Origin of the sequence: Rummeliibacillus sp. G93 (genome assembly GCF_023515935.1) — a bacterium.
Classification (GTDB): domain Bacteria; phylum Bacillota; class Bacilli; order Bacillales_A; family Planococcaceae; genus Rummeliibacillus; species Rummeliibacillus stabekisii.
In genome coordinates, this window is record NZ_CP097314.1 from 2,036,813 (window position 1) to 2,057,982 (window position 21,170).

Here is a 21,170-nt window from a genome sequence, read left to right on the forward strand (position 1 = left end):
CTATAAAGCGCCTGAGCTAATTACCTCCGCCGATTCGACAAAGTCTAATTTTTTGAGACGTTGGATTAACTCATCCAATTCCCCTTCCATTACCGTTACATCAAGTGAAAGTGTCACATTTGCACGGCCTTGGATAGGGATTGTTTGATGGATTGTTAAGATATTACAATGCGCGTCGGTTACAGTGTTTAAAAGCCTTGCTAACGTTCCTTTACGGTCTTCAAGCTGCAAAAAAACAGTTAAAATGCGTTCTTGTACAATGGAGTGAAAAGGGAAAACAGCATCTCGATACTTATAAAACGCACTTCTTGATAAATCGACTTGTTTCACAGCATCCCATATGGAAGAAACAGCACCTGTTTGCAATAAATGCTTGGCTTCCAATGTTTTTTGCATGGCATCTGTTAACACATCTTCGCGTACTAAATAATAGCGTTGATCTGCTATATTTTTCATCCTTTTCCCCCCCGAATCCTACTCAACAAAATCAAATTCAAATTTCAACAAACGAACCGTATCGCCGTTTTGAGCGCCACGTTCACGTAGAGCATCATCCACACCCATACCTCGCATTTGGCGTGAGAAGCGGCGAACAGATTCTTCGCGGCTAAAGTCTGTCATCTTGAATAGGCGTTCAATTGAATCCCCAGATAACACAAATGCTCCGTCATCATCACGTGTAATAACAAAGTCCTTGCCTTTTGCCTCATGTTTGTAAAGAACCGTTGCTTCAGTTTCTTCCTCTTCGATTTCATTCAATGAGAATTCTGGCGTTTCATCCAATAGATCTGCTACAGCAAATAGCATTTCTTTCAAGCCTTGGCGTGAAACAGCAGAAATCGGGAATATTCTAGCATCGCTTCCTACTTTAGTACGGAATTCTTCTAGGTTTTCTTCCGCTTCCGGCATGTCCATTTTATTGGCAACAATAATTTGCGGTCGTTCAGTCAATCGCATATTGTATTGTTCTAACTCTTTGTTGATTGTCAAATAATCTTCATATGGATCTCGACCTTCCATACCAGACATATCAATTACATGGACGATTACACGAGTACGCTCAATGTGACGTAAAAATTGGTGTCCAAGTCCAACTCCTTCTGATGCGCCTTCAATTAAACCTGGCAAATCTGCCATAGCGAAGCTTCGTCCATCCTCTACACGTACCATTCCTAAGTTAGGCACTATTGTAGTAAAATGATAAGCGCCGATTTTAGGCTTAGCAGAGGTCACGACAGATAATAAGGTTGACTTGCCCACACTTGGGAATCCAACTAATCCAACATCAGCTAATACTTTTAGTTCTAAAACTACATTTAGCTCTTGGCCAGGCTCACCTTTTTCTGAAAGTTCCGGAGCCGGGTTTGCAGGTGTAGCAAAACGAGAGTTTCCGCGACCACCGCGGCCACCTTTAGCAATGACTGCTTTTTGTCCATGTTCTACTAAATCCGCAATAACGCGACCTGTCTCTTCGTCCGTCACAACAGTACCTGGAGGAACAGATACATACATAGCTCCAGCCCTTTTGCCATGCATATTTTTGCTCATACCATGTTCGCCGCGGTCTGCTTTAAAATGACGTTTAAAACGGAAATCCATTAATGTACGTAGACCTTCATCTACGATAAATACAACATCTCCGCCATTCCCTCCGTCACCGCCTGCCGGGCCACCGTTTGGAATAAATTTTTCACGGCGGAAGGCTACCATTCCATCGCCGCCATCTCCACCTTTAACATAAACTTTTACGTGATCGACAAACATTAAATTCCCTCCTTTTTCGTAATAATCATATGCCATTCATTTTGTGTAAAAGAAATTTCTTCATTCATGATGAATGGGTGCTTTAGAATATGATAATGCTCTTTTTGGCTCCAATGGCCAATTAAATGAAATTCTATTTCAAATTGTTGGTTACTAGCATATATTTGCAACGATAGCTGTTGGTCTACGAATGGATCAAGCGCTTCATAGATATGTGAAATAGCGCCTTCTAAATAATCGCATACCACATTGTCTGCTTCTTGGTTAATCTTTTCATCAATGTTAGTTTCTACGTTCACATGAATACTTGGATAGCGCCATTCTAGTGTATGAATCCAGTCGATTGTCTTTGGCAAACCCATTTTGTTGATTGAAAAGAAGGTTTTGCATTGCTCTGCTGTTTGTTCAACAGCATTTTTCGCTTCTTCTAGGCGACCCAAATCAAGGTTCATTTTGATTAATTGAAGTTGATTCATAAAATCATGGTTCGCAAAGCGCAGCACTTCATTTACGTTGAGTGATTGATGCTTCGACAAGACTTCACGCTCCTTTGCTTGAACAATTGTAATATTAGTATACCAATTCCAGAAATATTTTTCTTCTATTTGAAAAAACGACTTTCGCAAAATAGAGCGAAAGCCGATTTTGATAAGGTATGATTATTATAAAGAAAGAGGCTGTCTCAAGGTGCAGATACACTCTTGAGACAGCCGTCTAGTCTTCATACCCTGCTATTAAGCTTCTTGAGCAACTGGGTATACGCTGACTTTACGTTTATCGCGACCTAGGCGTTCGAATTTTACAACACCATCGATTTTAGCGAATAAAGTATCGTCACCACCGCGACCTACGTTTTCACCTGGGTAAATTTTAGTACCGCGTTGACGGTATAAAATAGAACCAGCAGTAGCAAATTGACCATCAGCACGTTTAGCGCCTAAACGTTTAGACTCAGAGTCACGACCGTTCTTAGTAGAACCTACACCTTTTTTAGAAGCGAAGAATTGCAAATCTAAAGATACTAGTAACATATGTTCCACCTCCTAGATCATCTTATATTTTAATTCGATAAAATCTCCGTAACTGGCAACCATCGTATAGAATTGCGTTACCATTGTTTGGAGAATAATTTGCAGTTTTGCATCAAGCTCAGCATCAAGAGTCGTTTGGTCGATAACACAGGATAAATATCCCCCGTTTTCGCCTTGCTCAATCCCCGGTTGTAATTGAAGTATTTGTCCAATCGCATTGACACTGCCAAAAGCAATGGCAGATACGCCGGCGCATACTAAATCATGACCAGGATCGCCTGAATAGGCATGACCTGAGACTTCAAAGCCATATGACTTTCGATTTTCATCGCTATGAACTGTAATAGTGATCACAATATCACCCCATCATTAAGCGTTGATTGTTTCAACAACTAATTTTGTGTATGGTTGACGGTGACCTTGTTTACGACGGTAGTTCTTTTTAGCTTTCAATTTGAAAACAACGATTTTTTTCGCACGGCCTTGTTTTTCAACTTTAGCTGTAACTGTTGCTCCTTCAACGAATGGAGCACCAACTTTAACGTCATCGCCACCAACAAAAAGAACTTTGTCAAAAGTAACTGTTTCACCAGCTTGTGCGTTGATTTTTTCAACGTAGATTGCTTGGCCAGCTTCTACTTTAACTTGTTTACCACCAGTTTCAATAATTGCGTACATAACTGCACCTCCTTAGATAACTCAGACTCGCCTTCAATAGGTGATCATAATTGATGCTTAAACCTTTTCAGCGCGGTTGTAGCACGGGTGCTACATAACATTAGAAATTTTATCATACCAAAACTATGGCGTCAACCTATTTAATACGATGTTTTCGAAAGCTTGTTCATATCGACGGTATCGAAATGCCTGTATATTTTGAATGAATAAGAGAATAAGTATCAAAATAAAAAAGAAAGATTCCGGTATATATAATAATGCCATTAGCATGCACAGGAAACAACAGGACATAGAAAAAGCTAAAAAAGACGTTTTTGTTTGGATAATTGATTTTTTTTCACTCCACAGGATTTCAACGATCCGTCCTCCATCTAACGGCCAAATCGGCAATAAATTCAATAAGAGTAATAAAAGCTGAATTGTTTGCAAGGGCACGCTCAAATTTTGTGGCAAAAAAAAGAGTGCTAGGAGGAATAAGAGAAGAGTGGCAAACGGACCTGCCATGGTAATGAGCAACTGTTGTTGTTTGGTCATTTGCCAGCTCTTGCTGAATTGTATTTCGCCTCCATAAGGCATGATCACACAGGATTTTATATTGGCCCCCACAAGATATGCAACTATCAGGTGCCCTAACTCATGAATGCACAATGATAAAAATAACAGTGCATAGTTTGCAAACTGTCCTGTCAGAACTAGCCAAACGATGATAGGCAAAAGTGTTGGGTGAAGCTTCACTTTCAGCATTATTGTAGCCATTCTTTTAATGAACCAGGATCTAAAACGGCACCCTTGCGTTCCACCTGCAAGTAAAACGTGCCCGGCTCCATTGATGATAGGGCTTCGCCTTCTCTAAGCGAGGTATACGGCAAATAATCTAATGTCTTCAATAAGCCATACGTGACCCTCTCTCCCGTATCATATGTAACAGTCATCGTTTTGCCTAGAGACTTTGTGTTGCCTGTAAATGTGACAAAGCCGTCATGCTTCGCGTAAATAGTCATTGGTTTATCATAAGAGAGCAAAACGCCCTTTGAAAAAGTTTGCATTGTATCATAGTTACTGATATACGCATCTGTCACCGGAGCCATAACAGGCACCTTTTCCTCCTCATGGAATACGCTCTTTGTCCACTTTGTTAATATAAATAGGTCATCATTTGAAAGAACGTAATCTGTTACATCGCTCTTTATTATTTGCTTTTTCTCCAAAAAAAGAACGGTAAATAACATAATCGCAATCCATACAGCAATCTTCCATTTCTTCAAAACTCCACACCCCCAAAAGACTTTTTCTAATAGTTTATGAGGCAGTGTGGATAAACAGTACAGAATTATAATCAATCCAAACCTATTACTAATTTTCTTGTACTAGGCTAGGAAACAAGACAATAAAATAAAAAGCCTTTCGGAAATTCTTTTCCAAAAGACTTTTACATTATGTAGCTATAGACAATTATCTTGAGAACAAGGCTTTGATTTTGGCAAAGACACCTTTATGTTCATTTTCTAATGTCATAAGCGGCACAGATTCACCTAAAATACGGCGAACAATATTTCGGTAAGCAATAGCTGCTTGTGTAGATGGTTCCATAACGATTGGTTCACCTTTGTTAGAAGAACGAATAACATGTTCATCATCTGGGATGATACCGAGTAAATCAATGGAAAGATGTGTTGTGATTTCATTTACATCTAGTGCATCTCCACTTTTCATCAGTTGCGGCCGAATTCGGTTGATAATCAATTTCGGCGGTTCAATCTCTTCTTTTTCAAGCAATCCAATAATGCGGTCAGCATCACGAACAGCAGAAATTTCAGGAGTTGTCACAACAATTGCACGATCAGCTCCTGCTATTGCGTTTTTATAGCCTTGCTCAATCCCTGCTGGACAGTCTATTAAAACATAGTCGAACTCAAGCTTTAATTCGTCTATCAGAGTTTTCATCTGTTGTGGTGTCACAGCGTTTTTATCAGACGTTTGAGCAGCAGGCAAAAGATAAAGCAATTCATCAAAGCGCTTATCTTTCACTAATGCTTGATGGACCTTACAACGTCCTTCAATCGTATCTACTAAGTCGTAAATAATCCGATTTTCTAACCCTAGAATAACATCTAGATTTCGTAAACCGATGTCCGTATCGACCAAGCAAACTTTTTTATTTTGAAGTGCCAATGCAGTACCTAAATTAGCTGTAGTAGTTGTTTTACCTACTCCACCTTTACCCGAAGTAATTACAATAGCTTCACCCACATTAGCTTCCTCCCTTAAATGTCGATAAATTTGGTCTCAGATTTCGTAAATCCTGCAACCGATCAATCGCAATGCGGCCGTTTGTATGAATATACGCACATTCCATTTCAGGTTTGTTTGCGAGAATGGTAATTTCATTGGTCATTAATTCCATTAAATCGGCAATCATTAGGTGTGTCGCTTCAAGCCATGAGGCTGCGATTACACTATCGCGATTGCCGTTAAACCCCGCATGCGCCATTCCCTTTAATCGGCCCATTACATAAATACTGCCGCCAGCAACCACTTTGCCATTCGGATTTACATCCCCAATGACAACAAGGTCACCGTCAGCCTTTATTTCTTGTCCAGATCGTACAATACCTATGTAAGTAGATGATTGGTTTCTCAAAAGCTTTTCATTGCATTCTTCCATCGTAATTACGTCGCTCTTAATCTTTGTCACTTTTAATGACTTTGATTCTTGAACAATATGGAGAATTTCTTTCAGCTGCTCTTGGTTGCAATATCGATTTCCTACATGGATAGTAACTTCTGCTTGTCCTTCGAGCCCTTCCTCTGTGACTTTGCGCTTTAATTCATCTAATAAATCAGAGTAAGCGCACTGATCATCTAGCTGAAGCACGAGCCCTTCTTTCGTTCCTTTAATTAAGACTAGCTGCTTAGTTGTCAAATGCTTCACCTCACGCTTCTCTGCTATAACGTTGATTGATTTGCCTTTAATAACACACGAGCTTCGATTAAATACTTAAACGTCCATCCGAGCATGATGAGATAAATAGAATTCGCAATCATGGTTGGAATCAACCGTTGATTTAAAAATTCTGTAAAGGGTACAGACGTAAAAGAAATGAGTAAGAAAAATTGGTTCAAGACAATTTCCAAAAGCGCTACAAGCACTAAGGAAAGAATGGTAGTAATAGCAAGATGTTGATGTATATATTTCACTGTAGAACCCGCCACAAAACAAATGAACGGATACAAGAATGTATATAATCCAATAATATCAATATAGAAAATATCATACAATACCCCAAATATTAATCCATACATCATTGCACGCTTACGATCATAATAAATTGACAAAAAGATTAAATACAGAATTAAAAACCGAGGCACTAAATAATAGAGATGGCCATGCCATTCGATGGGTGAATACAATGAAAAACCAGGTTCCAAAAAGAAGAGCACAACAGCAACAAACGGAATTAGAAATCGCGCCATTACTTTTGATCTCCTCCGTCTGTTTTAGTTGATTTGTCTGTATTAGCTCCATCTGAACCGTCAATAGCAATTGACTGGCGTTTGGCAATTACCACATGATCAAGCATAGAAAAATCAGCTGCCGGTTTAACATAAGCAAGTTTTGTCAACCCATAGTCATCTGTAGAAACCTTTGTAACCTCTCCAATTAAGATACCTTTAGGAAATATACCGCCAAGGCCGGATGTCGTTACTTTATCACCTTTTTTAACAGCAAGGCTTGAATCAATCCGTTTTAAGACTAATTCGCTGCGCTTTGGATCAAACCCTTCTATTAAACCAAATGCCTCTGTTTTTTTATTCGCAATCACAGCAGATACACGATAATTTGTATTATTTGTCGATAGAAGTTCTACTTGGGATGTATAAGGTGTAGTTTGTACTATCTTACCAATCAATCCCTTAGATGTAAGCACTGCCATATTTACTTTTACGCCGTTCATTGAACCTTCATTTAAAATCAGCTTTTCTTCCCATTGGTCAGGGTTTCGCGCAATTACATTAGCCTGAATCGGATTGAAGTTGCGCAAATCATCTTTTTTATCAACTAAATCTTTTAACTTGTCATTTTCTACTTTTAATTCATTGACTTTAGCTTGTAATGTGCCGAATTCCTCCAAGCGCGATTTTAAACGTTTATTCTCTTCATACGTATTCATTAAATCGTCTACATTATTGACTAATCCTGTAATATAGCTTGCAGGCTTAGCAACAATCGATTGTCCAAAACCAACCGTATCTTTAATAATCTGCTCGGGAAGCGAGGCTTGTCGATCACGTAAGGTAAAGCTAATCAATGCCACTAAGAGGATTACGCCGACAAGCAGCAATATTAATCGCTTATTCGAAAAAAACTGTGGCATTGCCTATTTCCCCCTTATTTTGATTGGTGGCGACGCATTAAATCGATATTGTCAAGTGCCATACCAGTTCCAATCGCTACACAGTCTAATGGGTTTTCTGCAATAAATACAGGCATATTTGTTTCGTCGCTGATCACTTTGTCCAAGTTTTTAAGCAGCGCGCCACCGCCAGTAAGTACAATTCCTCGTTCCATTACATCAGCAGATAATTCTGGTGGCGTTTGTTCTAGTGTTTTCTTTACGCCGTCAATTATAGCCGCAATCGACTCTTTTAAAGCATCTACAATTTCAATAGATGTGATTTCAATAGTTTTAGGAAGTCCTGTCACAAGATCGCGACCGCGAATTTCCATTGTCTCTACTTCACCTTCTGGGCTAGCAGAACCGATTTCCATCTTGATAGTTTCAGCTGTACGTTCACCGATTGTCAGATTATATGTTTTACGGATATAAGCTGTTATAGCAGCATCCATCGCATCCCCGCCAACACGGACAGATTCACTTGTTACAATACCACCTAATGAAATTACCGCTACTTCAGATGTACCGCCACCGATATCAACTACCATACTACCTGTAGGTTCCCAGACTGGTAGATTTGCGCCAATTGCAGCTGCAAATGGTTCTTCAATTGTGTATGCTTCTTTTGCGCCAGCTTGGCGAGAGGCATCAATAACGGCACGCTGTTCTACTGAAGTAATACCATATGGTACACAAATCATCACATTTGGTTTTTTCCAGTTGCCGCCTGAAGCTTTCATTGCTTCTTTCATATAATACTCAATCATTGTTGTAGTAATGTCGAAATCTGCAATAACTCCGTCTTTCATCGGACGAATAGCTACAATAGATCCTGGTGTACGACCGATCATATTTTTCGCATCATTACCAACTGCTACAATTTCACCTGTTTTTGTATTCTTCGCTACTACTGATGGTTCACGAAGCACAATGCCTTTTCCTTTTAAAAATACCAATGTATTTGCTGTGCCGAGGTCAATCCCGACATCTTTTCCACCTAATCCAAACACGTTTTGTTCTTCCTTTCTATTTTTAGCCATAAACTTTAAGAAGTCTTGAAAATCATACGTTTCATTATAACGGATAAGTAGGAAAAATTACAGTACTACATATAACCTTTCTCTTTTAAACTTATAAATTGATGATCTCCTATAATTACGTGGTCAAGAAGCTCAATCCCCATAATTAAACCAGCTTCTTGCAAACGCTTCGTCACGTCTATATCTTCCGGACTTGGAGCAGGGTTACCACTTGGGTGGTTGTGTGCGCAAATGATAGAAGCAGCCGAACGTTTTACCGCTTCACGAAATACTTCCCGTGGGTGCACAATACTTGCATTTAAACTACCGATAAAAATCGTTTGCTGATGAATAATTTGATTTTTGACATTTAAAAAGAGCGTCACAAAGTTTTCTTGCAAAAGCGATGTCATATCCGGCATTAAATAATTCGCTGCGTCCTTTGGAGAACGAATCGTATAGCGTTCGTCTGTCCTCTGCTTATGTAGTCTTTTGCCAAGTTCTATGGAAGCTAAAAGTTGAATCGCCTTTGCCTCACCAATCCCCTTAATTGCGGTGATTTCTTCAATTGTTGCATTTTTCAGCTCATGCAGCCGTTCAAAGTGCGTCAATATACGATTAGAAAGATGAAGCACCGATTCTTTTTTTGTGCCTGTCCGAAGCAATATAGCGATGAGTTCTTGATTCGATAAACTTTCGGCTCCTTGCCTTTTAAGACGCTCTCTTGGTCTATCATCAACATGCACATCGCGGATCATCATGGGAAGGTCCATATTAGTGGCCATGCACTTCCGCCTCCTCTGATGCCGACATAATCCCTTTTTCGCTCAAAAAGTCTTTTAATATTTTGGTAGGAAGGCCTGCAACATTATATTTGCAGCCATCTATCCTACTGACTAAGTTCTGTCCGACTCCCATAATATTATAACCAATATCTTGTTCGAAAGGTTCCCCTGTTTCAATGTATTGTTGGATTATTTTCTCTGACAAGCATTTCATCGTCACATCTGATGCAACAACAAAAGACGAGAGCTGTTGATCATATCGGATCCCTACAGCTGTCGTCACGCGGTGTTGCCTATTAGATAAACGTTTTAGAAAGTTTCTTGCTTCATTTTTGGATTGGGGCAATGGCAAAAGAATGCCCTCTATGCTAATAACGCGCTTCACATGCAAATAACAAAGCGACTCATGAGGTGCTTTCATACGAAGCAATTTGATGACAACGGTTGTATTAGCATATTCGAAAGGATTTTCCGGCAAATGATCACCCACCGGGATGTGTTGATGTGTGGTTGAAAAAGGCAGTTGAAGCTCTTCAAAAAGTTCTTCACAATTTCCCTCAGGATTCAATAGAATGATATTTTTCTTTAAAACGATAGACATGTGCTCTCCCCCTTTTTGCTATCATAATCGACCAGTACAAATAAGGGAAATTACGGAAAATAGGTGAAATTTATTTTTTGTATGCTTTAACAGTTTAAAATTTAATATTAAGGCAGTCGTTTTGGGCTGCATAATGAGCCAATAACTGCAATTTTACACTTTCTAATTCTTTGGATCCTTTAGTAACTGCCTTCACATTCGTATTCCAATTCATTGGTAATACTGTTGCTTTTTTAGAATTATTAAAATTTAATTTCGACAAGTTGTCGGCTCTAAGCATCTGTGGTAACATTTTTAATCCTTGTTCATCACAACTAGCTCCTGACAATGCGAAAGGTTTGATGAAGGAATCTTTATTGACAATTTTTTTGATATTCTTTTCTCTATGGTCAATCCCACCCCATAAGTAATATTGTTTTCCTGCCGGCACAATTGCGACGTTCACTAATTCAGGATGACCTGCTAGAAAATCATTTGCAGCTTGTTCAGATGAATACACGCCGTATTGCATGGCATAGAACTTTGATTCGCTACTCGTATTTTTTACTTTTTGCAATGCGCTGCTTTTCGGTAATTCCTTTTCCTCAGCGATTGTCCGTTTTTCAGCAGCATTTAGGATGAAAAAGAAGAGCAATACCCCTGCTACTCCAATCAAAATGCCATGTACTACTGCAGCCATCATAAAATGTGTCTTTTCTCGTTTCTTGCCACGATTAAATTTCATGTCATCACTCCTCCCTATTACCCTATCAGAAATGGCATAAAAAAAGACAAGACTGCTGTCGCCTTGTCCTAAAAACTTTTCTCTTTAAAAAAACAAATTACTGTACCATTCGAGCAAGTTCTCGCCGTAAAAATAGACGATTACACTTGCTAACGCAATCCAAGGACCAAAAGGGATTGGCTGTTTGCGTCCTTTTTTCTGCCATACTATACCGAAAAGGCCTGCTACAAGCCCAATGAGTGCTGATAGAAAGAGTGCCAGCATTGTATGCTGAATACCAAGTACAAGGCCAATGACAAAGAATAACTTTATATCTCCGCCACCCATTCCTCCTTTTGAAACAAGTGCGATCAAAAATAAAATACTAAAGCCAATGACCGCTCCCGCAAATGCGTCCCACCAGGGTTCAAGTGGTGATACCACTCGTAAAATGATCAATATAATCGCAAAAGGCAATAAAACTTTATCAGGAATTAACATATAGACGATATCAGAAACGGTGATAATCACCAATAATGATATAAAGAGAAGAGCGACAATTAGCTCTCGAGAAGGCCCGAAATGCAAATAAGCAAGCCCGAAAAAAAGGCCTGTCAACAATTCCATAAAAGGATGGAAAAAGCCAATTTTCGCATCACAAGTTCGGCATTTCCCTCTTAGGAATAGATAGGACAAGACAGGCACTAAGTCTAAAGCTGACAAACGCCGGCCACACCTTTCACAATGAGAAGGTGGCGAAACAATAGACTCATGCCGTGGCACCCTTAGTCCTACGACATTAAAAAAAGAACCAAAAACAAAGCCAAAAATCATACATACAAATGCATACACAATGTCCAAATTAGTCACTTCCTATTTCACGTTTTGATCATCCACTTGACCGACATAATAGAAAGTTGTAAGTTGAATGGTCGCTTGCAATAACTCGTCCTTTGTATTTTCTTCTGATTCTGTTGATGCTTCAACGTCTTTATTCGGGGATTCATACGTCACTGCATCTATACGCATAATTCGCGGCAATATCTCAATTTCCTTTAAAAACTCTTTAATTTCTTTTTCACCTTTCGCTGCGACCGTCACATTCATCGTAACCAACTTTAATGAATCTGGTAGACTATCAAGCGAAATCGGAGAAACAGGCAATGTCTCATCATTATTTTGTTCGTTTGTTACCACTTCGTTTGCATTTTCAGTATTTGTATTATTACTCGTTGCAGCATCAGTTGTTGTCTGAGTATTTGTATTTTCATCTGTATTTATATCGCCTGTTGCTTGGGCTTGGCCATCTGATGTATTGTTAGCATTAGTTGATTGGCCGTTATCCAAATTATTATCTTCAATTGTAGTTTGTAGAGTTTCCTTTACTGACGCATCATAGTTGTTAAACGCCATATCCACTATCTGCGTATCACTGCCCAATTCGACTTGTTCTATCGATTTAATTAAATCACTCAATTCAATTGATGTCGGTACCTTAGCCATCAACTCTGTCGGGCTTTTTTTCGTCGCTTGTTGATTGTCTTTCATTGTTTTAATTTGATTATATAGCGTAGCAGATTCTGCTCGTGTATCTTTTATCTGCGCATTCAGTGCATCTCTCTCTTCCATTTTCGGCATAAGAAGATAGTAGTATATCGCAAATGCTATTAAGAAGACGAGCGCAATAACTAGAATGGTTGTCACTTTTTTATTTTGTCCGAGTGAGTTCATTGAGTATCACCTTCTGCCAGTAATTTTGCTCTGTTAATAGAAAGCACCATCGTCGCCTTGTAACGTGGGATTAAATGATCGCTTTCTACAGCTTCATCATACTCTTTTTTTGCTGGGTCGAAGGACTCGACACTAGTTACTTGTACATCGCTAACTAATGGGTCTGTCATAACATTTTGGACATATGTAGCGATGCCATGGAGCGTTTCAAAATCAATAATGACGGTCACACCTGTTTCACCGTATGTAAGTGAAGTCAGCTTCTCATAAGAGGCCAAATAGCCTTTCACGCTGTCAATAATAGGCGTTACCGGATAGGATACCGATTCGACATACTGTACAGATTGGTCAAATGAGCCTTGTCCCGCTGTCTGCAGAGTGGCCAATTCTTTTTGCGAAGCTTCTATCTGGCTTGCTAGGTTTTGATGCTGCTGAGTGAGTGAATTAACATCACTTTGCAATGAGTAATAATAAAATACTACGCCAAGGAAGATCAAAAACAAAATCGTGCCAGAGAGCCATAATAACGATCTATTGGACGTCCTACGTTCAACTTTTGGAAGGAGGTTAATATTTGGAATCATGCTGTTGGAGCCTCCTTCATTGCAAGGCTAACTAAACCTGCTTGCTGTGCATGGAAGTCAGGCGTAACCTTTGCCATTAACTCATCATCAAACACATCAACAGGTAAATTCAATTGGCTTTCAAGCATGTCCGCTATATATGCTATTTCTGGGTTATCCCCTGTCAATAACAGCCGATCCACACCCTTTTCCCCTTTATTTAATGAGTATCGATAAAAATTAATAATCCGCTCGATTTCAGCTAAAGGCTCCATAAGCGCAGCATGGTAGTTCATGACATCATCTTCATAAACATAATCAAAGCCTTCTTCCGTCATGCGTGTTCTCCATTTCGCACGCTCTGTCTCGACTGTTTGGAAACGCAAAAATTCCACTTCTCCTCCAGAATAAATAGCGAGTGACAGTTCATTAATGCTCCAATCTATAAGAAGTGTCGTCGATTCAATCAAACCATCAATCGCTTCATTTACAAGGCGAAGCAGTGAGATCACCTTAATATCAGCAACAGACGGATGAAGGCCTGCATCATCCAAGAGTCCTGTAATTTTCCTTACTTCATCCGCATTCGTGGCGAAAACAGTAGCCTTACCATCATTTTCATCTGCATCATATACATCAATCAATGGATTTTCAAAGGGCAAATGAATCGACCGCCCTATCTCCATCTCAACAAATGCTCTTATTTCACTTTTGCCCTTTAGGTCAGAAGGATGGTCAATGCTCTTCATCATGACCGTACTCTCAGGTACATAAAAACGGGCATCATATCCTTTAATGCCCCAACTCTTCACCTGTACTTTTAACAACTCAAAAAAGGCAAATTCATCCTCAATGATGCCTTCTACGACCATTCCTTCCTCAAGTGCAACGGAAAAGTATCTAGCTTGAGACAAATCATCACTGTTTGATGCCAGTGCCTTTAACATAAAATCATTATATACGAGCGCCACATGGCGTCTTTTCTTTTTAAACAACATATCAGTACCCCCTAGGAGAAAAGAAAAAGCTTTATAGCTTTAATGCTTCGGTGGAGAAAGCAACTGTTTGGGGTTTGCTTTTGTTGCTTTCTTCAGCGAAAGATTAAAGAGATGGAGAACAGCAGCCAAGGCTGCTGTTCTAGTATTAATCAGTTGCTTTAGTGTTTGTTTTACCTAGAACATCATTTATTTTCTTTTCAGTAACAGTAGTTTTACTTGTTGCATTACTTTCATAAGGCTTAAATTTATCATTTTTAATGTTGGCTAATTCCGGATAAGTTACAGTCCATGCACCATCTGTCCCTCTAGTAGCTGAAAATCCTGATCCTTTTACATTCTCAACATATCCATCTTTTAAATTAGTTTCAGAGCAGGTTACAGAGGTATCAGTCTTAGCCTCAGTACAAGCCCCATCTTGGACCGCAATTTTAGCTCCAGCTATAATATTTGAAGCGTCCGCTAGAATCGCTTTATCTTTTGAGTTATTAATTATGTTCCCAATCGCAGGTACTGCAATCAAAGCTACTATTGCTATAATTACCAACACTGCTAACAACTCAATTAGGGTCATACCTTCTTCATTTTTCATGACTTTTTTTAATTTTAATTTCATTTTATCAAACATAATAATTCCTCCTTTTTTGTATGTAGGTTCTTCACCTAGGAAATTTGCTTTCTTTTCATCTGTCAATTTCCTTTTCACCCCCTCTCAATGTGGACTGCTTTTCTAACCAACTTGTTCGTACAAGCTATACATCGGCAACAGAACAGCTGCCATGATAAAACCAACGATACCTGCTAAGAGGATAATCATAATTGGTTCGATTAACGCTTTTAATGAATCTACAGTACGGTCCACATCGTCTTCATAAAACTCAGCTATTTTCTCAAGCATGTAGTCGAGGGAGCCAGTCTGTTCACCGATTGAGACCATCTGCGTAACGAGGGGTGGGAAGACCCAGCTTTCCTTTAATGGTTCTGCTAACGAGCTTCCTTTTTCAAGTGAGGTACGCGATTTATGAACAACCTCTTCAATCACTGGATCGCCGATAACTTTCTCGACAATACTTAATGCATTTAGAATTGGCACTGAGCTGCTGAAAAGTGAAGCGAGCGTCCGCGTCATCCGAGCTATGGCTGACTTTTGCAGCACTTTCCCGAAAATCGGCATTTTCAACAAAATATAATGAACATAAAAGTTAAACTTTGGGTTCTTTTGAAAGAGGTATAGAAAGGCTCCAATAATAGCGCTCCCTACGAGAAAGAAAATCCACCAATAGGCCTTTAACGCATTACTAAACCCTAGAACCATTAATGTAATAGCGGGTAATTCTGCTCCAAAGCTCGCGAAATTTGCTGTAAATTGTGGCACAAGCCACAAAAGCATAAACGCAGATACCAGAATAATCAAAATAACAAGTACAATCGGATAACTCATTGCTGATTGGATTTTCTTCTTCAATTTAAATGACTTCTCATAACTAAACGCCATACGGTCCAGCGTTTCATCAAGATTACCAGTTGCTTCCCCTGCTTTCATCATGTTGACAAAAAGAACGGGGAAGATTTTTGGATACTTGGCAGCAGCGGCCGAGAAGGCAATCCCTGAACGTATGTCTTCTTCGACACCCTTTAACGCTTTCTTCAAGCCTTTACTTGATGTTTGGTCCGCTAGTATATGGGTTGCCTCTACAATAGAAATCCCCGCACGAATTAGTGTTGCAAATTGCCGGCAATAAATAACGAAATCTTCATTTTTCATCGCTTTACCAATAGTCAAATCCCTATGCAGAATACTTTTCGATTCATCTATTTGCCGAGGGTTAATGCCACGGTCACGTAATTTCTTTATCGCTAATTGTTTCGACTCAGCTTCTATCGAGCCTTTTTCCATGACACCCTGTATATTCCGTCCTGTAAAGCGGTAGACCGTCATGCAAAATCACCCGCATTCATATATACCTTCGCTGTTTCGAAGTCGATTAAGCGCTTTGCGAGCAACTGTTGGATCGAACTATCAATTGTATGCATACCTAGCGCTCGGTTTGTCTGCATAATGTTAGTCAGCTGATGCACTTTGTCATTGCGAATTAGATTGGCGACAGAAGGTGTTTGAATTAAGATTTCGGTAGCAGCAACGCGCCCTGGTTTGTCAATCCGTTTAAACAGGCGTTGAGAAATAATGCCTTGCAACACATTGGCAAGCTGTATACGAATTTGGCCTTGTTGATGCGGCGGGAAGACGTCAATAATACGGTCAATTGTTGTCGGCGCACTGCTTGTATGCAATGTCGCCATAACGAGATGCCCTGTCTCAGCAGCTGTAATAGCTGTTGAAATCGTCTCTAAATCTCTCATTTCGCCTACTAGAATAATATCTGGATCTTGGCGAAGAGCTGCTCGCAGTCCATTGGCAAAGCTCCTAGTATCAGATCCTACTTCTCGCTGATTAACAATCGATTGTCCATGCTTATGCAAATATTCAATAGGGTCCTCTAATGTAATGATGTGTTTCGCTTGATGCTTGTTAATATAATCAATCATTGCTGCTAGTGTCGTTGATTTACCTGATCCTGTTGGCCCTGTCACAAGAATGAGTCCCTGAGGTTTTTGACACAATTCTTTTAATACAGCAGGCATGCCCAAATCATCGATTGTAGGAATTTCCGCTGTGATTTTCCTCGCTGCCAATGTGGAGCTATTTCGCTGATGATAGGCATTCATTCGAAAACGGCATCGCCCTGGAAGTGAATAGTTAAAGTCTACTTCACCTTTTGTCTCGAATTCTTCCATTCGATGAGGTGGCAAAACTTCTAAAATCATCTTATTTAAATCATCCGGCGTTAGTATTTGTTCCCCATATGGCTGCAATGCTCCATTGATTCTGTAATATGGTGGCACGCCGACAGTGGCATGCAGGTCGGATGCATTGGCTTCATCTGCATATGTTAGTAATTCAACGATTGATTTTGTCATTTCATCACACCTTATTCATCAGTTGCTACTCGAAGAATCTCTTCGGTTGTTGTTAGGCCATCCGCCACTTTTATAAGCCCGTCTTCAAGCAATGTACGATAACCATGTGTTGCCATATGTTTTTTGATTTCCGCTAGACTAGCTCTGTTCAAAATTAATTCTTTCACTTTTTCGTCTACGATTAATAATTCATGTATAGCAAAACGCCCTCTATACCCTGTGTTATTGCAAGATGGACAGCCGCCCCCACGCTTAACATGTGAAATGGTTATGTCATGATTTGAAAAAATATCTTTTTCTTCAGATGAAACGTCTTCGTACTTTCCGCAATCCCTGCATACTCGGCGTACAAGACGCTGCGCCACGACGCCAACTACTGAAGATGATAGCAAGAATGGTTCAATACCCATATCGAATAGGCGTGAAATAGATTCTGCTGCACTATTTGTATGTAACGTACTCAGTACTAGATGACCTGTCAAAGACGCACGTGTAGCTATTTGGGCCGTTTCGGTATCTCGAATTTCACCTATCATGATGATGTCAGGGTCTTGTCTCAGAATGGAACGTAAACCTGCAGCAAAGGTCAAGCCAATTTCTTCACGGACTTGTATTTGATTCACACCTTCAATTTGATATTCCACTGGGTCTTCTACGGTAATAATGTTCACTTCCTCACTATTTAAATAGTTAAGTGTAGTAGATAGTGTAGAAGATTTCCCTGAACCAGTAGGACCTGTAATTAAGACAATACCATTTGGTTTACTAATTACTTCTTTAAAATGGGTCAAGTTGACTGAAGAAAAACCAAGCTTTTGCAAATCTCCATGAGAGTTAGTTAAGTCTAGTACCCGCATAACGACTTTTTCGCCATATACTGTTGGCAGAGTAGAAAGCCGAATATCGACAGGATGAAGATTAATATTCGCTTTTATTCGTCCATCTTGGGGCAATCGGTTTTCTGTAATATTCAAATTACCCATAATTTTAATACGGGCGATGATCATATTTTGCATATTGCGTGGCAATGACCGCTCTGTTCTCAAAACTCCGTCAATTCGATATCGAATCCGCAGCTCCGTTTCTTGGGGGTCAAAATGTATATCACTTGCTCTTTGTACTACTGCATTAGAGATGATTTGATTGACTAATTTGACTATCGGTGAATCATCGTCAAACATTTCCGGCTCTTCAAATGTTTCAGTTGGAACTAAATCATTAAGAGCTGCATCCATAGTCTCCTGCAAATCATAGTACTTACTAATGGCTTTATTTAACTCATCTTTTGAGGCGATTGCTGTCTCAATTTGACAGCCAGTTGCCATACGGACTTCTTCAATCGAGAAATAATCCATTGGATCGGCCATTGCAATCAACAACTTATTTTTTTCACGAGTTAAAGGCATAATGAGCGAACGTTTTGCAATTTCTTTAGGCAATAGGTGCACAAGCTCAGGATCAATCACAAATTGACTAATACTAATCTGAGGTATACCTAGCTGAATCTCCAGCACCTCAATCAGCTGTTGCTCTGTAAGCAAATTTTCCCGAATCAAAAAGTCGCCCAGTTTCTCATCTTTCGATTTATTTTGAAGGGCGTAGTCAAGTTGCTGTGAGGTTATGGCGCCTGCTTCAACTAATAAATCACCAAGCCTTTTTCTTTTTGAAAGTACCATGAGAATCCCCCTTATTTGGAATCATTCGGAGTAACAATATCACCTGTTTTATTGTAATGGCTTCCTTTTGGAACACTACCTCCATTTTTACTTGTGGTTGCTTGAGGCTCTTTTGAAGAATTCAACTCTGAATCATCTTTTGAATTCTTGTCCTTACTAGGCATAGGTTGTTGGCTTGTAGACTCCTCTTGCTGTGGTTCACCTAATCCCTGATCCGTCCCCTGCTGATTCTCCACATATCCATCTGTAGTAGGCTCAGAACTATTATCTATTGGTGCAGTTTGTTTTGCCGATGTTTCAATGACTTGATTTATTGGATGATAATAATTTTGACTCATTAATTGATTTTCTGTTTTACCATTCTTATCTGTTATCGTTCGATAAATGTAAACTTGTAAACCTGGTTTCGCTTTCTCTACAGTCTTACTATCCCCTTCCGCTAAATTGGACATATAGCGGTATATGGTACGTGGTTCAATGGCTCTTCTATCTTTCTCGTAAACTAATACTTCAGGGCTTCCAGACAATGAATAAAGCGATACCTTTAATTCATTGCCGCTGACCGTAGCAGCTATCTTGGCAGGGACTGTTCCGTGAGAAATAAATTTCAAATCTTTCTCTAAAAATGGGCTAACTATCGCTTCATAACCTGGCTTGACGTATGTCGGTATTTCTTCAGCTTGATGGCGTTCTGTAATTTCGAATGAACTTTGTAAAACAGTACTATATAAAGCAGAGGCCACGAGGCTTAATGAGTCATCGTTGCTAATTTCTGCTTGCTCTACGAATCCATTGAAAGAAAAAGGTTTGTTAGGTTCAATAATAAAACCATCTAATTGCTTAGCTAATGCAACGATGTTACTTAAATCAGCATCCTTGACTGGAACAGCTTGGAAAGAAATTCGTTCACCATCTTCGATTGAAAAATCAGCATCCTTTATCTTAAGAGGGAATTTCCTTAAATAAGAAGCTGCTTCAAGTACTTGCGATACAATCTCATCGCTATTTTGTTTTGTATGTTCACTTATTTTGTCCACTAAGGAATCAGTAGCACTAACCTGTAATGGTTCATGAACAATCGGCTTCTTTTCCCAAAATGCATACCAAGGTTTTGCAGTGCGTTTTTTATATGTACTGATAGATTCATCAATATCAAATTGGAAATCTTCTGCTTTCAAAAGGACTTTTTCTTCACCCACTAGGACTGATAGCTCTGTATTCTTCCATTTATTTATTACACGGTTTAATTGCTTTTTAACTTCGCCATCTGATAAGTCCTCTACAGCGACAGATCCGATTGTCGAACCACTAGAAGCAGCAAAAACATGCAAATTCACATAACTCGCGGATGCTAGTATTATGGAGAGTAAGAACAAACCTGTAATAATTTTATATATTGGAGTGACTTTCATCTCATCACCTATCTCGTTGCTTAATTTATATTTCTAAGATATTGTTATTATAAATGGTGTTTGGAGCAAAAGATATGACTTTTTACACTTAAACAAAAAATAATTTGGAAATTCAATTAAGTTAATATGATAAAAATCATAGAAACCTTTGTGAACTAAATGTAAAATAAATAAATCAATCTCTTAATTTTACAATTCAATCACTCATCTCTAAGAAAAATTTACGTTAATCAACAAACATCCTAGCCAATCTTTCTATTGAATTATTTTTTAAAAGCTCCAAATATTGGTACATACCTTTAATTTAACAAAAGTAAACCATTAGCTGAGCAGGTGTACCTTGGAAGAATTAGTACTCCCTTCTCGAGGTCACTAGCTAAACGGCAGAAAGGACAGCAGAAATGGCAAGCCAAAACAGAAAAATAATCGTTGATGAAAAAGGTGCCACCCTTATAGAAGTAATTGCTTCTTTCGCACTCATAGTTATTATCCTTTTGTCTTTTTTTACTTTGTTCATTCAAACCTCTAAGACTACCAAAAATTCTGAAAGAATTGTGGATGCTACTTATATTGCGCAAACAGAGATGGAAAAAGCTTATAACGCAAGTACAAAAGGTGGCCTTGATGTAAAAACTTTAACTGGTCCTAGTCTAAATTATATAGCAGAGTTAAATTCAGCAACTAAATTTTCTAAAACAATTGAGAATTACAAAGTTACTTTGTCCATTAAAAGCCGTAACACCCCATTAAAAAGTATTGTAATCCAAGTGACATCAAATTTGGATAATAAGCAAAAAGCTTTAATGGAAAAAATAATCGTTTGGAAGGAAAATTAA

26 protein-coding genes and 1 other annotated feature are annotated in these 21,170 nt (G+C 39.1%); of the genes, 1 reads left to right on the top strand and 25 read right to left on the bottom strand.

Annotated elements, in window-relative coordinates:
* From M2M59_RS10175 to M2M59_RS10295, 25 genes are all read right to left on the bottom strand, one after another.
* Entirely contained in the window at window positions 1-456 is a 456-nt protein-coding gene (locus tag M2M59_RS10175; RefSeq protein WP_066788500.1) for an ACT domain-containing protein, read from the bottom strand.
* Between the two features lie 18 nt (window positions 457-474).
* Complete coding sequence (obgE, locus tag M2M59_RS10180; RefSeq protein WP_147195800.1) at window positions 475-1,764, bottom strand: GTPase ObgE; 1,290 nt, start codon at window positions 1,762-1,764, stop codon at window positions 475-477.
* Window positions 1,764-2,300, bottom strand: a complete 537-nt coding sequence (locus M2M59_RS10185; RefSeq protein WP_249774509.1) for a Spo0B domain-containing protein — start codon at window positions 2,298-2,300, stop codon at window positions 1,764-1,766. Before M2M59_RS10185 ends, obgE begins: the two co-directional genes overlap by 1 nt.
* A 198-nt stretch (window positions 2,301-2,498) precedes the next feature.
* Window positions 2,499-2,795 (bottom strand): 50S ribosomal protein L27, encoded by a 297-nt coding sequence (gene rpmA / locus M2M59_RS10190; RefSeq protein ID WP_066788509.1) that lies wholly within the window; start codon window positions 2,793-2,795, stop codon window positions 2,499-2,501.
* A gap of 12 nt (window positions 2,796-2,807) precedes the next feature.
* Window positions 2,808-3,149, bottom strand: a complete 342-nt coding sequence (locus M2M59_RS10195) for a ribosomal-processing cysteine protease Prp (protein WP_066788512.1) — start codon at window positions 3,147-3,149, stop codon at window positions 2,808-2,810.
* Between the two features lie 15 nt (window positions 3,150-3,164).
* A complete protein-coding gene (gene rplU, locus M2M59_RS10200) occupies window positions 3,165-3,473 on the bottom strand; it encodes a 50S ribosomal protein L21 (protein WP_066788515.1) in 309 nt (102 codons plus the stop codon).
* A 13-nt stretch (window positions 3,474-3,486) separates the two neighbouring features.
* Window positions 3,487-3,561: a sequence feature (ribosomal protein L21 leader region), on the bottom strand.
* A gap of 35 nt (window positions 3,562-3,596) precedes the next feature.
* Entirely contained in the window at window positions 3,597-4,217 is a 621-nt protein-coding gene (locus M2M59_RS10205; RefSeq protein WP_184117454.1) for a M50 family metallopeptidase, read from the bottom strand.
* Entirely contained in the window at window positions 4,217-4,738 is a 522-nt protein-coding gene (locus M2M59_RS10210) for a peptidoglycan DD-metalloendopeptidase family protein (RefSeq protein WP_147195805.1), read from the bottom strand. The genes M2M59_RS10205 and M2M59_RS10210 overlap by 1 nt, the downstream gene beginning before the upstream one ends.
* A gap of 187 nt (window positions 4,739-4,925) precedes the next feature.
* Complete coding sequence (minD, locus tag M2M59_RS10215) at window positions 4,926-5,723, bottom strand: septum site-determining protein MinD (protein ID WP_066788525.1); 798 nt, start codon at window positions 5,721-5,723, stop codon at window positions 4,926-4,928.
* A 1-nt stretch (window position 5,724) separates the two neighbouring features.
* A complete protein-coding gene (minC, locus tag M2M59_RS10220) occupies window positions 5,725-6,396 on the bottom strand; it encodes a septum site-determining protein MinC (protein WP_066788527.1) in 672 nt (223 codons plus the stop codon).
* Between the two features lie 23 nt (window positions 6,397-6,419).
* Window positions 6,420-6,947: a rod shape-determining protein MreD gene (gene mreD, locus M2M59_RS10225; protein ID WP_066788529.1), complete on the bottom strand. Its 528-nt coding sequence runs from the start codon at window positions 6,945-6,947 to the stop codon at window positions 6,420-6,422.
* Window positions 6,947-7,849 (bottom strand): rod shape-determining protein MreC, encoded by a 903-nt coding sequence (gene mreC / locus M2M59_RS10230; RefSeq protein WP_147195807.1) that lies wholly within the window; start codon window positions 7,847-7,849, stop codon window positions 6,947-6,949. The genes mreD and mreC overlap by 1 nt, the downstream gene beginning before the upstream one ends.
* Before the next feature lie 14 nt (window positions 7,850-7,863).
* A complete protein-coding gene (locus M2M59_RS10235) occupies window positions 7,864-8,880 on the bottom strand; it encodes a rod shape-determining protein (RefSeq protein ID WP_147195809.1) in 1,017 nt (338 codons plus the stop codon).
* Between the two features lie 95 nt (window positions 8,881-8,975).
* Window positions 8,976-9,674: a RadC family protein gene (radC, locus tag M2M59_RS10240; RefSeq protein WP_305882080.1), complete on the bottom strand. Its 699-nt coding sequence runs from the start codon at window positions 9,672-9,674 to the stop codon at window positions 8,976-8,978.
* Window positions 9,664-10,275: a Maf family protein gene (locus tag M2M59_RS10245; RefSeq protein WP_249774510.1), complete on the bottom strand. Its 612-nt coding sequence runs from the start codon at window positions 10,273-10,275 to the stop codon at window positions 9,664-9,666. The genes radC and M2M59_RS10245 overlap by 11 nt, the downstream gene beginning before the upstream one ends.
* A 94-nt stretch (window positions 10,276-10,369) precedes the next feature.
* Window positions 10,370-10,999 (bottom strand): hypothetical protein, encoded by a 630-nt coding sequence (locus M2M59_RS10250; protein ID WP_249774511.1) that lies wholly within the window; start codon window positions 10,997-10,999, stop codon window positions 10,370-10,372.
* Window positions 11,000-11,083: 84 nt separating this feature from the next.
* Window positions 11,084-11,839 (bottom strand): prepilin peptidase, encoded by a 756-nt coding sequence (locus M2M59_RS10255; RefSeq protein ID WP_249774512.1) that lies wholly within the window; start codon window positions 11,837-11,839, stop codon window positions 11,084-11,086.
* Window positions 11,840-11,851: 12 nt separating this feature from the next.
* A complete protein-coding gene (locus M2M59_RS10260) occupies window positions 11,852-12,709 on the bottom strand; it encodes a hypothetical protein (protein WP_249774513.1) in 858 nt (285 codons plus the stop codon).
* A complete protein-coding gene (locus tag M2M59_RS10265; RefSeq protein WP_249774514.1) occupies window positions 12,706-13,293 on the bottom strand; it encodes a hypothetical protein in 588 nt (195 codons plus the stop codon). Before M2M59_RS10265 ends, M2M59_RS10260 begins: the two co-directional genes overlap by 4 nt.
* Complete coding sequence (pilM, locus tag M2M59_RS10270) at window positions 13,290-14,270, bottom strand: type IV pilus biogenesis protein PilM (protein WP_249774515.1); 981 nt, start codon at window positions 14,268-14,270, stop codon at window positions 13,290-13,292. The genes M2M59_RS10265 and pilM overlap by 4 nt, the downstream gene beginning before the upstream one ends.
* A gap of 145 nt (window positions 14,271-14,415) precedes the next feature.
* A complete protein-coding gene (locus tag M2M59_RS10275; protein WP_249774516.1) occupies window positions 14,416-14,961 on the bottom strand; it encodes a type II secretion system protein in 546 nt (181 codons plus the stop codon).
* Window positions 14,962-14,997: 36 nt separating this feature from the next.
* Window positions 14,998-16,206: a type II secretion system F family protein gene (locus M2M59_RS10280; RefSeq protein ID WP_249774517.1), complete on the bottom strand. Its 1,209-nt coding sequence runs from the start codon at window positions 16,204-16,206 to the stop codon at window positions 14,998-15,000.
* Window positions 16,203-17,246, bottom strand: a complete 1,044-nt coding sequence (locus M2M59_RS10285) for a type IV pilus twitching motility protein PilT (RefSeq protein ID WP_249774518.1) — start codon at window positions 17,244-17,246, stop codon at window positions 16,203-16,205. The genes M2M59_RS10280 and M2M59_RS10285 overlap by 4 nt, the downstream gene beginning before the upstream one ends.
* Window positions 17,247-17,257: 11 nt before the next feature.
* The gene (locus M2M59_RS10290) at window positions 17,258-18,922 is read right to left on the bottom strand and encodes a GspE/PulE family protein (protein WP_249774519.1); all 1,665 of its coding nucleotides are present in this window, start codon (window positions 18,920-18,922) and stop codon (window positions 17,258-17,260) included.
* A gap of 11 nt (window positions 18,923-18,933) precedes the next feature.
* Window positions 18,934-20,334 carry a VanW family protein gene (locus M2M59_RS10295; protein ID WP_249774520.1) on the bottom strand — a complete coding sequence of 467 codons (1,401 nt, stop codon included), beginning with the start codon at window positions 20,332-20,334 and terminating at the stop codon, window positions 18,934-18,936.
* 401 nt (window positions 20,335-20,735) lie between these two features.
* On the opposite strand from M2M59_RS10295, the gene M2M59_RS10300 reads away from it, so the two are divergent.
* The gene (locus tag M2M59_RS10300) at window positions 20,736-21,170 is read left to right on the top strand and encodes a type IV pilus modification PilV family protein (RefSeq protein WP_249774521.1); all 435 of its coding nucleotides are present in this window, start codon (window positions 20,736-20,738) and stop codon (window positions 21,168-21,170) included.

Bases quoted from the DNA above. Each gene is read 5' to 3' on its own strand.
- M2M59_RS10280 (WP_249774517.1), bottom strand. From the start codon at position 16,206: ATGACGGTCTACCGCTTTACAGGACGGAATATACAGGGTGTCATGGAA.
- M2M59_RS10205 (WP_184117454.1), bottom strand. From the start codon at position 4,217: ATGCTGAAAGTGAAGCTTCACCCAACACTTTTGCCTATCATCGTTTGG.
- radC (WP_305882080.1), bottom strand. From the start codon at position 9,674: ATGGCCACTAATATGGACCTTCCCATGATGATCCGCGATGTGCATGTT.
- M2M59_RS10260 (WP_249774513.1), bottom strand. From the start codon at position 12,709: ATGAACTCACTCGGACAAAATAAAAAAGTGACAACCATTCTAGTTATT.
- M2M59_RS10285 (WP_249774518.1), bottom strand. From the start codon at position 17,246: ATGACAAAATCAATCGTTGAATTACTAACATATGCAGATGAAGCCAAT.
- mreC (WP_147195807.1), bottom strand. From the start codon at position 7,849: ATGCCACAGTTTTTTTCGAATAAGCGATTAATATTGCTGCTTGTCGGC.
- M2M59_RS10245 (WP_249774510.1), bottom strand. From the start codon at position 10,275: ATGTCTATCGTTTTAAAGAAAAATATCATTCTATTGAATCCTGAGGGA.
- M2M59_RS10175 (WP_066788500.1), bottom strand. From the start codon at position 456: ATGAAAAATATAGCAGATCAACGCTATTATTTAGTACGCGAAGATGTG.
- M2M59_RS10250 (WP_249774511.1), bottom strand. From the start codon at position 10,999: ATGAAATTTAATCGTGGCAAGAAACGAGAAAAGACACATTTTATGATG.
- rplU (WP_066788515.1), bottom strand. From the start codon at position 3,473: ATGTACGCAATTATTGAAACTGGTGGTAAACAAGTTAAAGTAGAAGCT.
- M2M59_RS10290 (WP_249774519.1), bottom strand. From the start codon at position 18,922: ATGGTACTTTCAAAAAGAAAAAGGCTTGGTGATTTATTAGTTGAAGCA.
- rpmA (WP_066788509.1), bottom strand. From the start codon at position 2,795: ATGTTACTAGTATCTTTAGATTTGCAATTCTTCGCTTCTAAAAAAGGT.
- M2M59_RS10265 (WP_249774514.1), bottom strand. From the start codon at position 13,293: ATGATTCCAAATATTAACCTCCTTCCAAAAGTTGAACGTAGGACGTCC.
- pilM (WP_249774515.1), bottom strand. From the start codon at position 14,270: ATGTTGTTTAAAAAGAAAAGACGCCATGTGGCGCTCGTATATAATGAT.
- obgE (WP_147195800.1), bottom strand. From the start codon at position 1,764: ATGTTTGTCGATCACGTAAAAGTTTATGTTAAAGGTGGAGATGGCGGC.
- mreD (WP_066788529.1), bottom strand. From the start codon at position 6,947: ATGGCGCGATTTCTAATTCCGTTTGTTGCTGTTGTGCTCTTCTTTTTG.
- M2M59_RS10300 (WP_249774521.1), top strand. From the start codon at position 20,736: ATGGCAAGCCAAAACAGAAAAATAATCGTTGATGAAAAAGGTGCCACC.
- M2M59_RS10295 (WP_249774520.1), bottom strand. From the start codon at position 20,334: ATGAAAGTCACTCCAATATATAAAATTATTACAGGTTTGTTCTTACTC.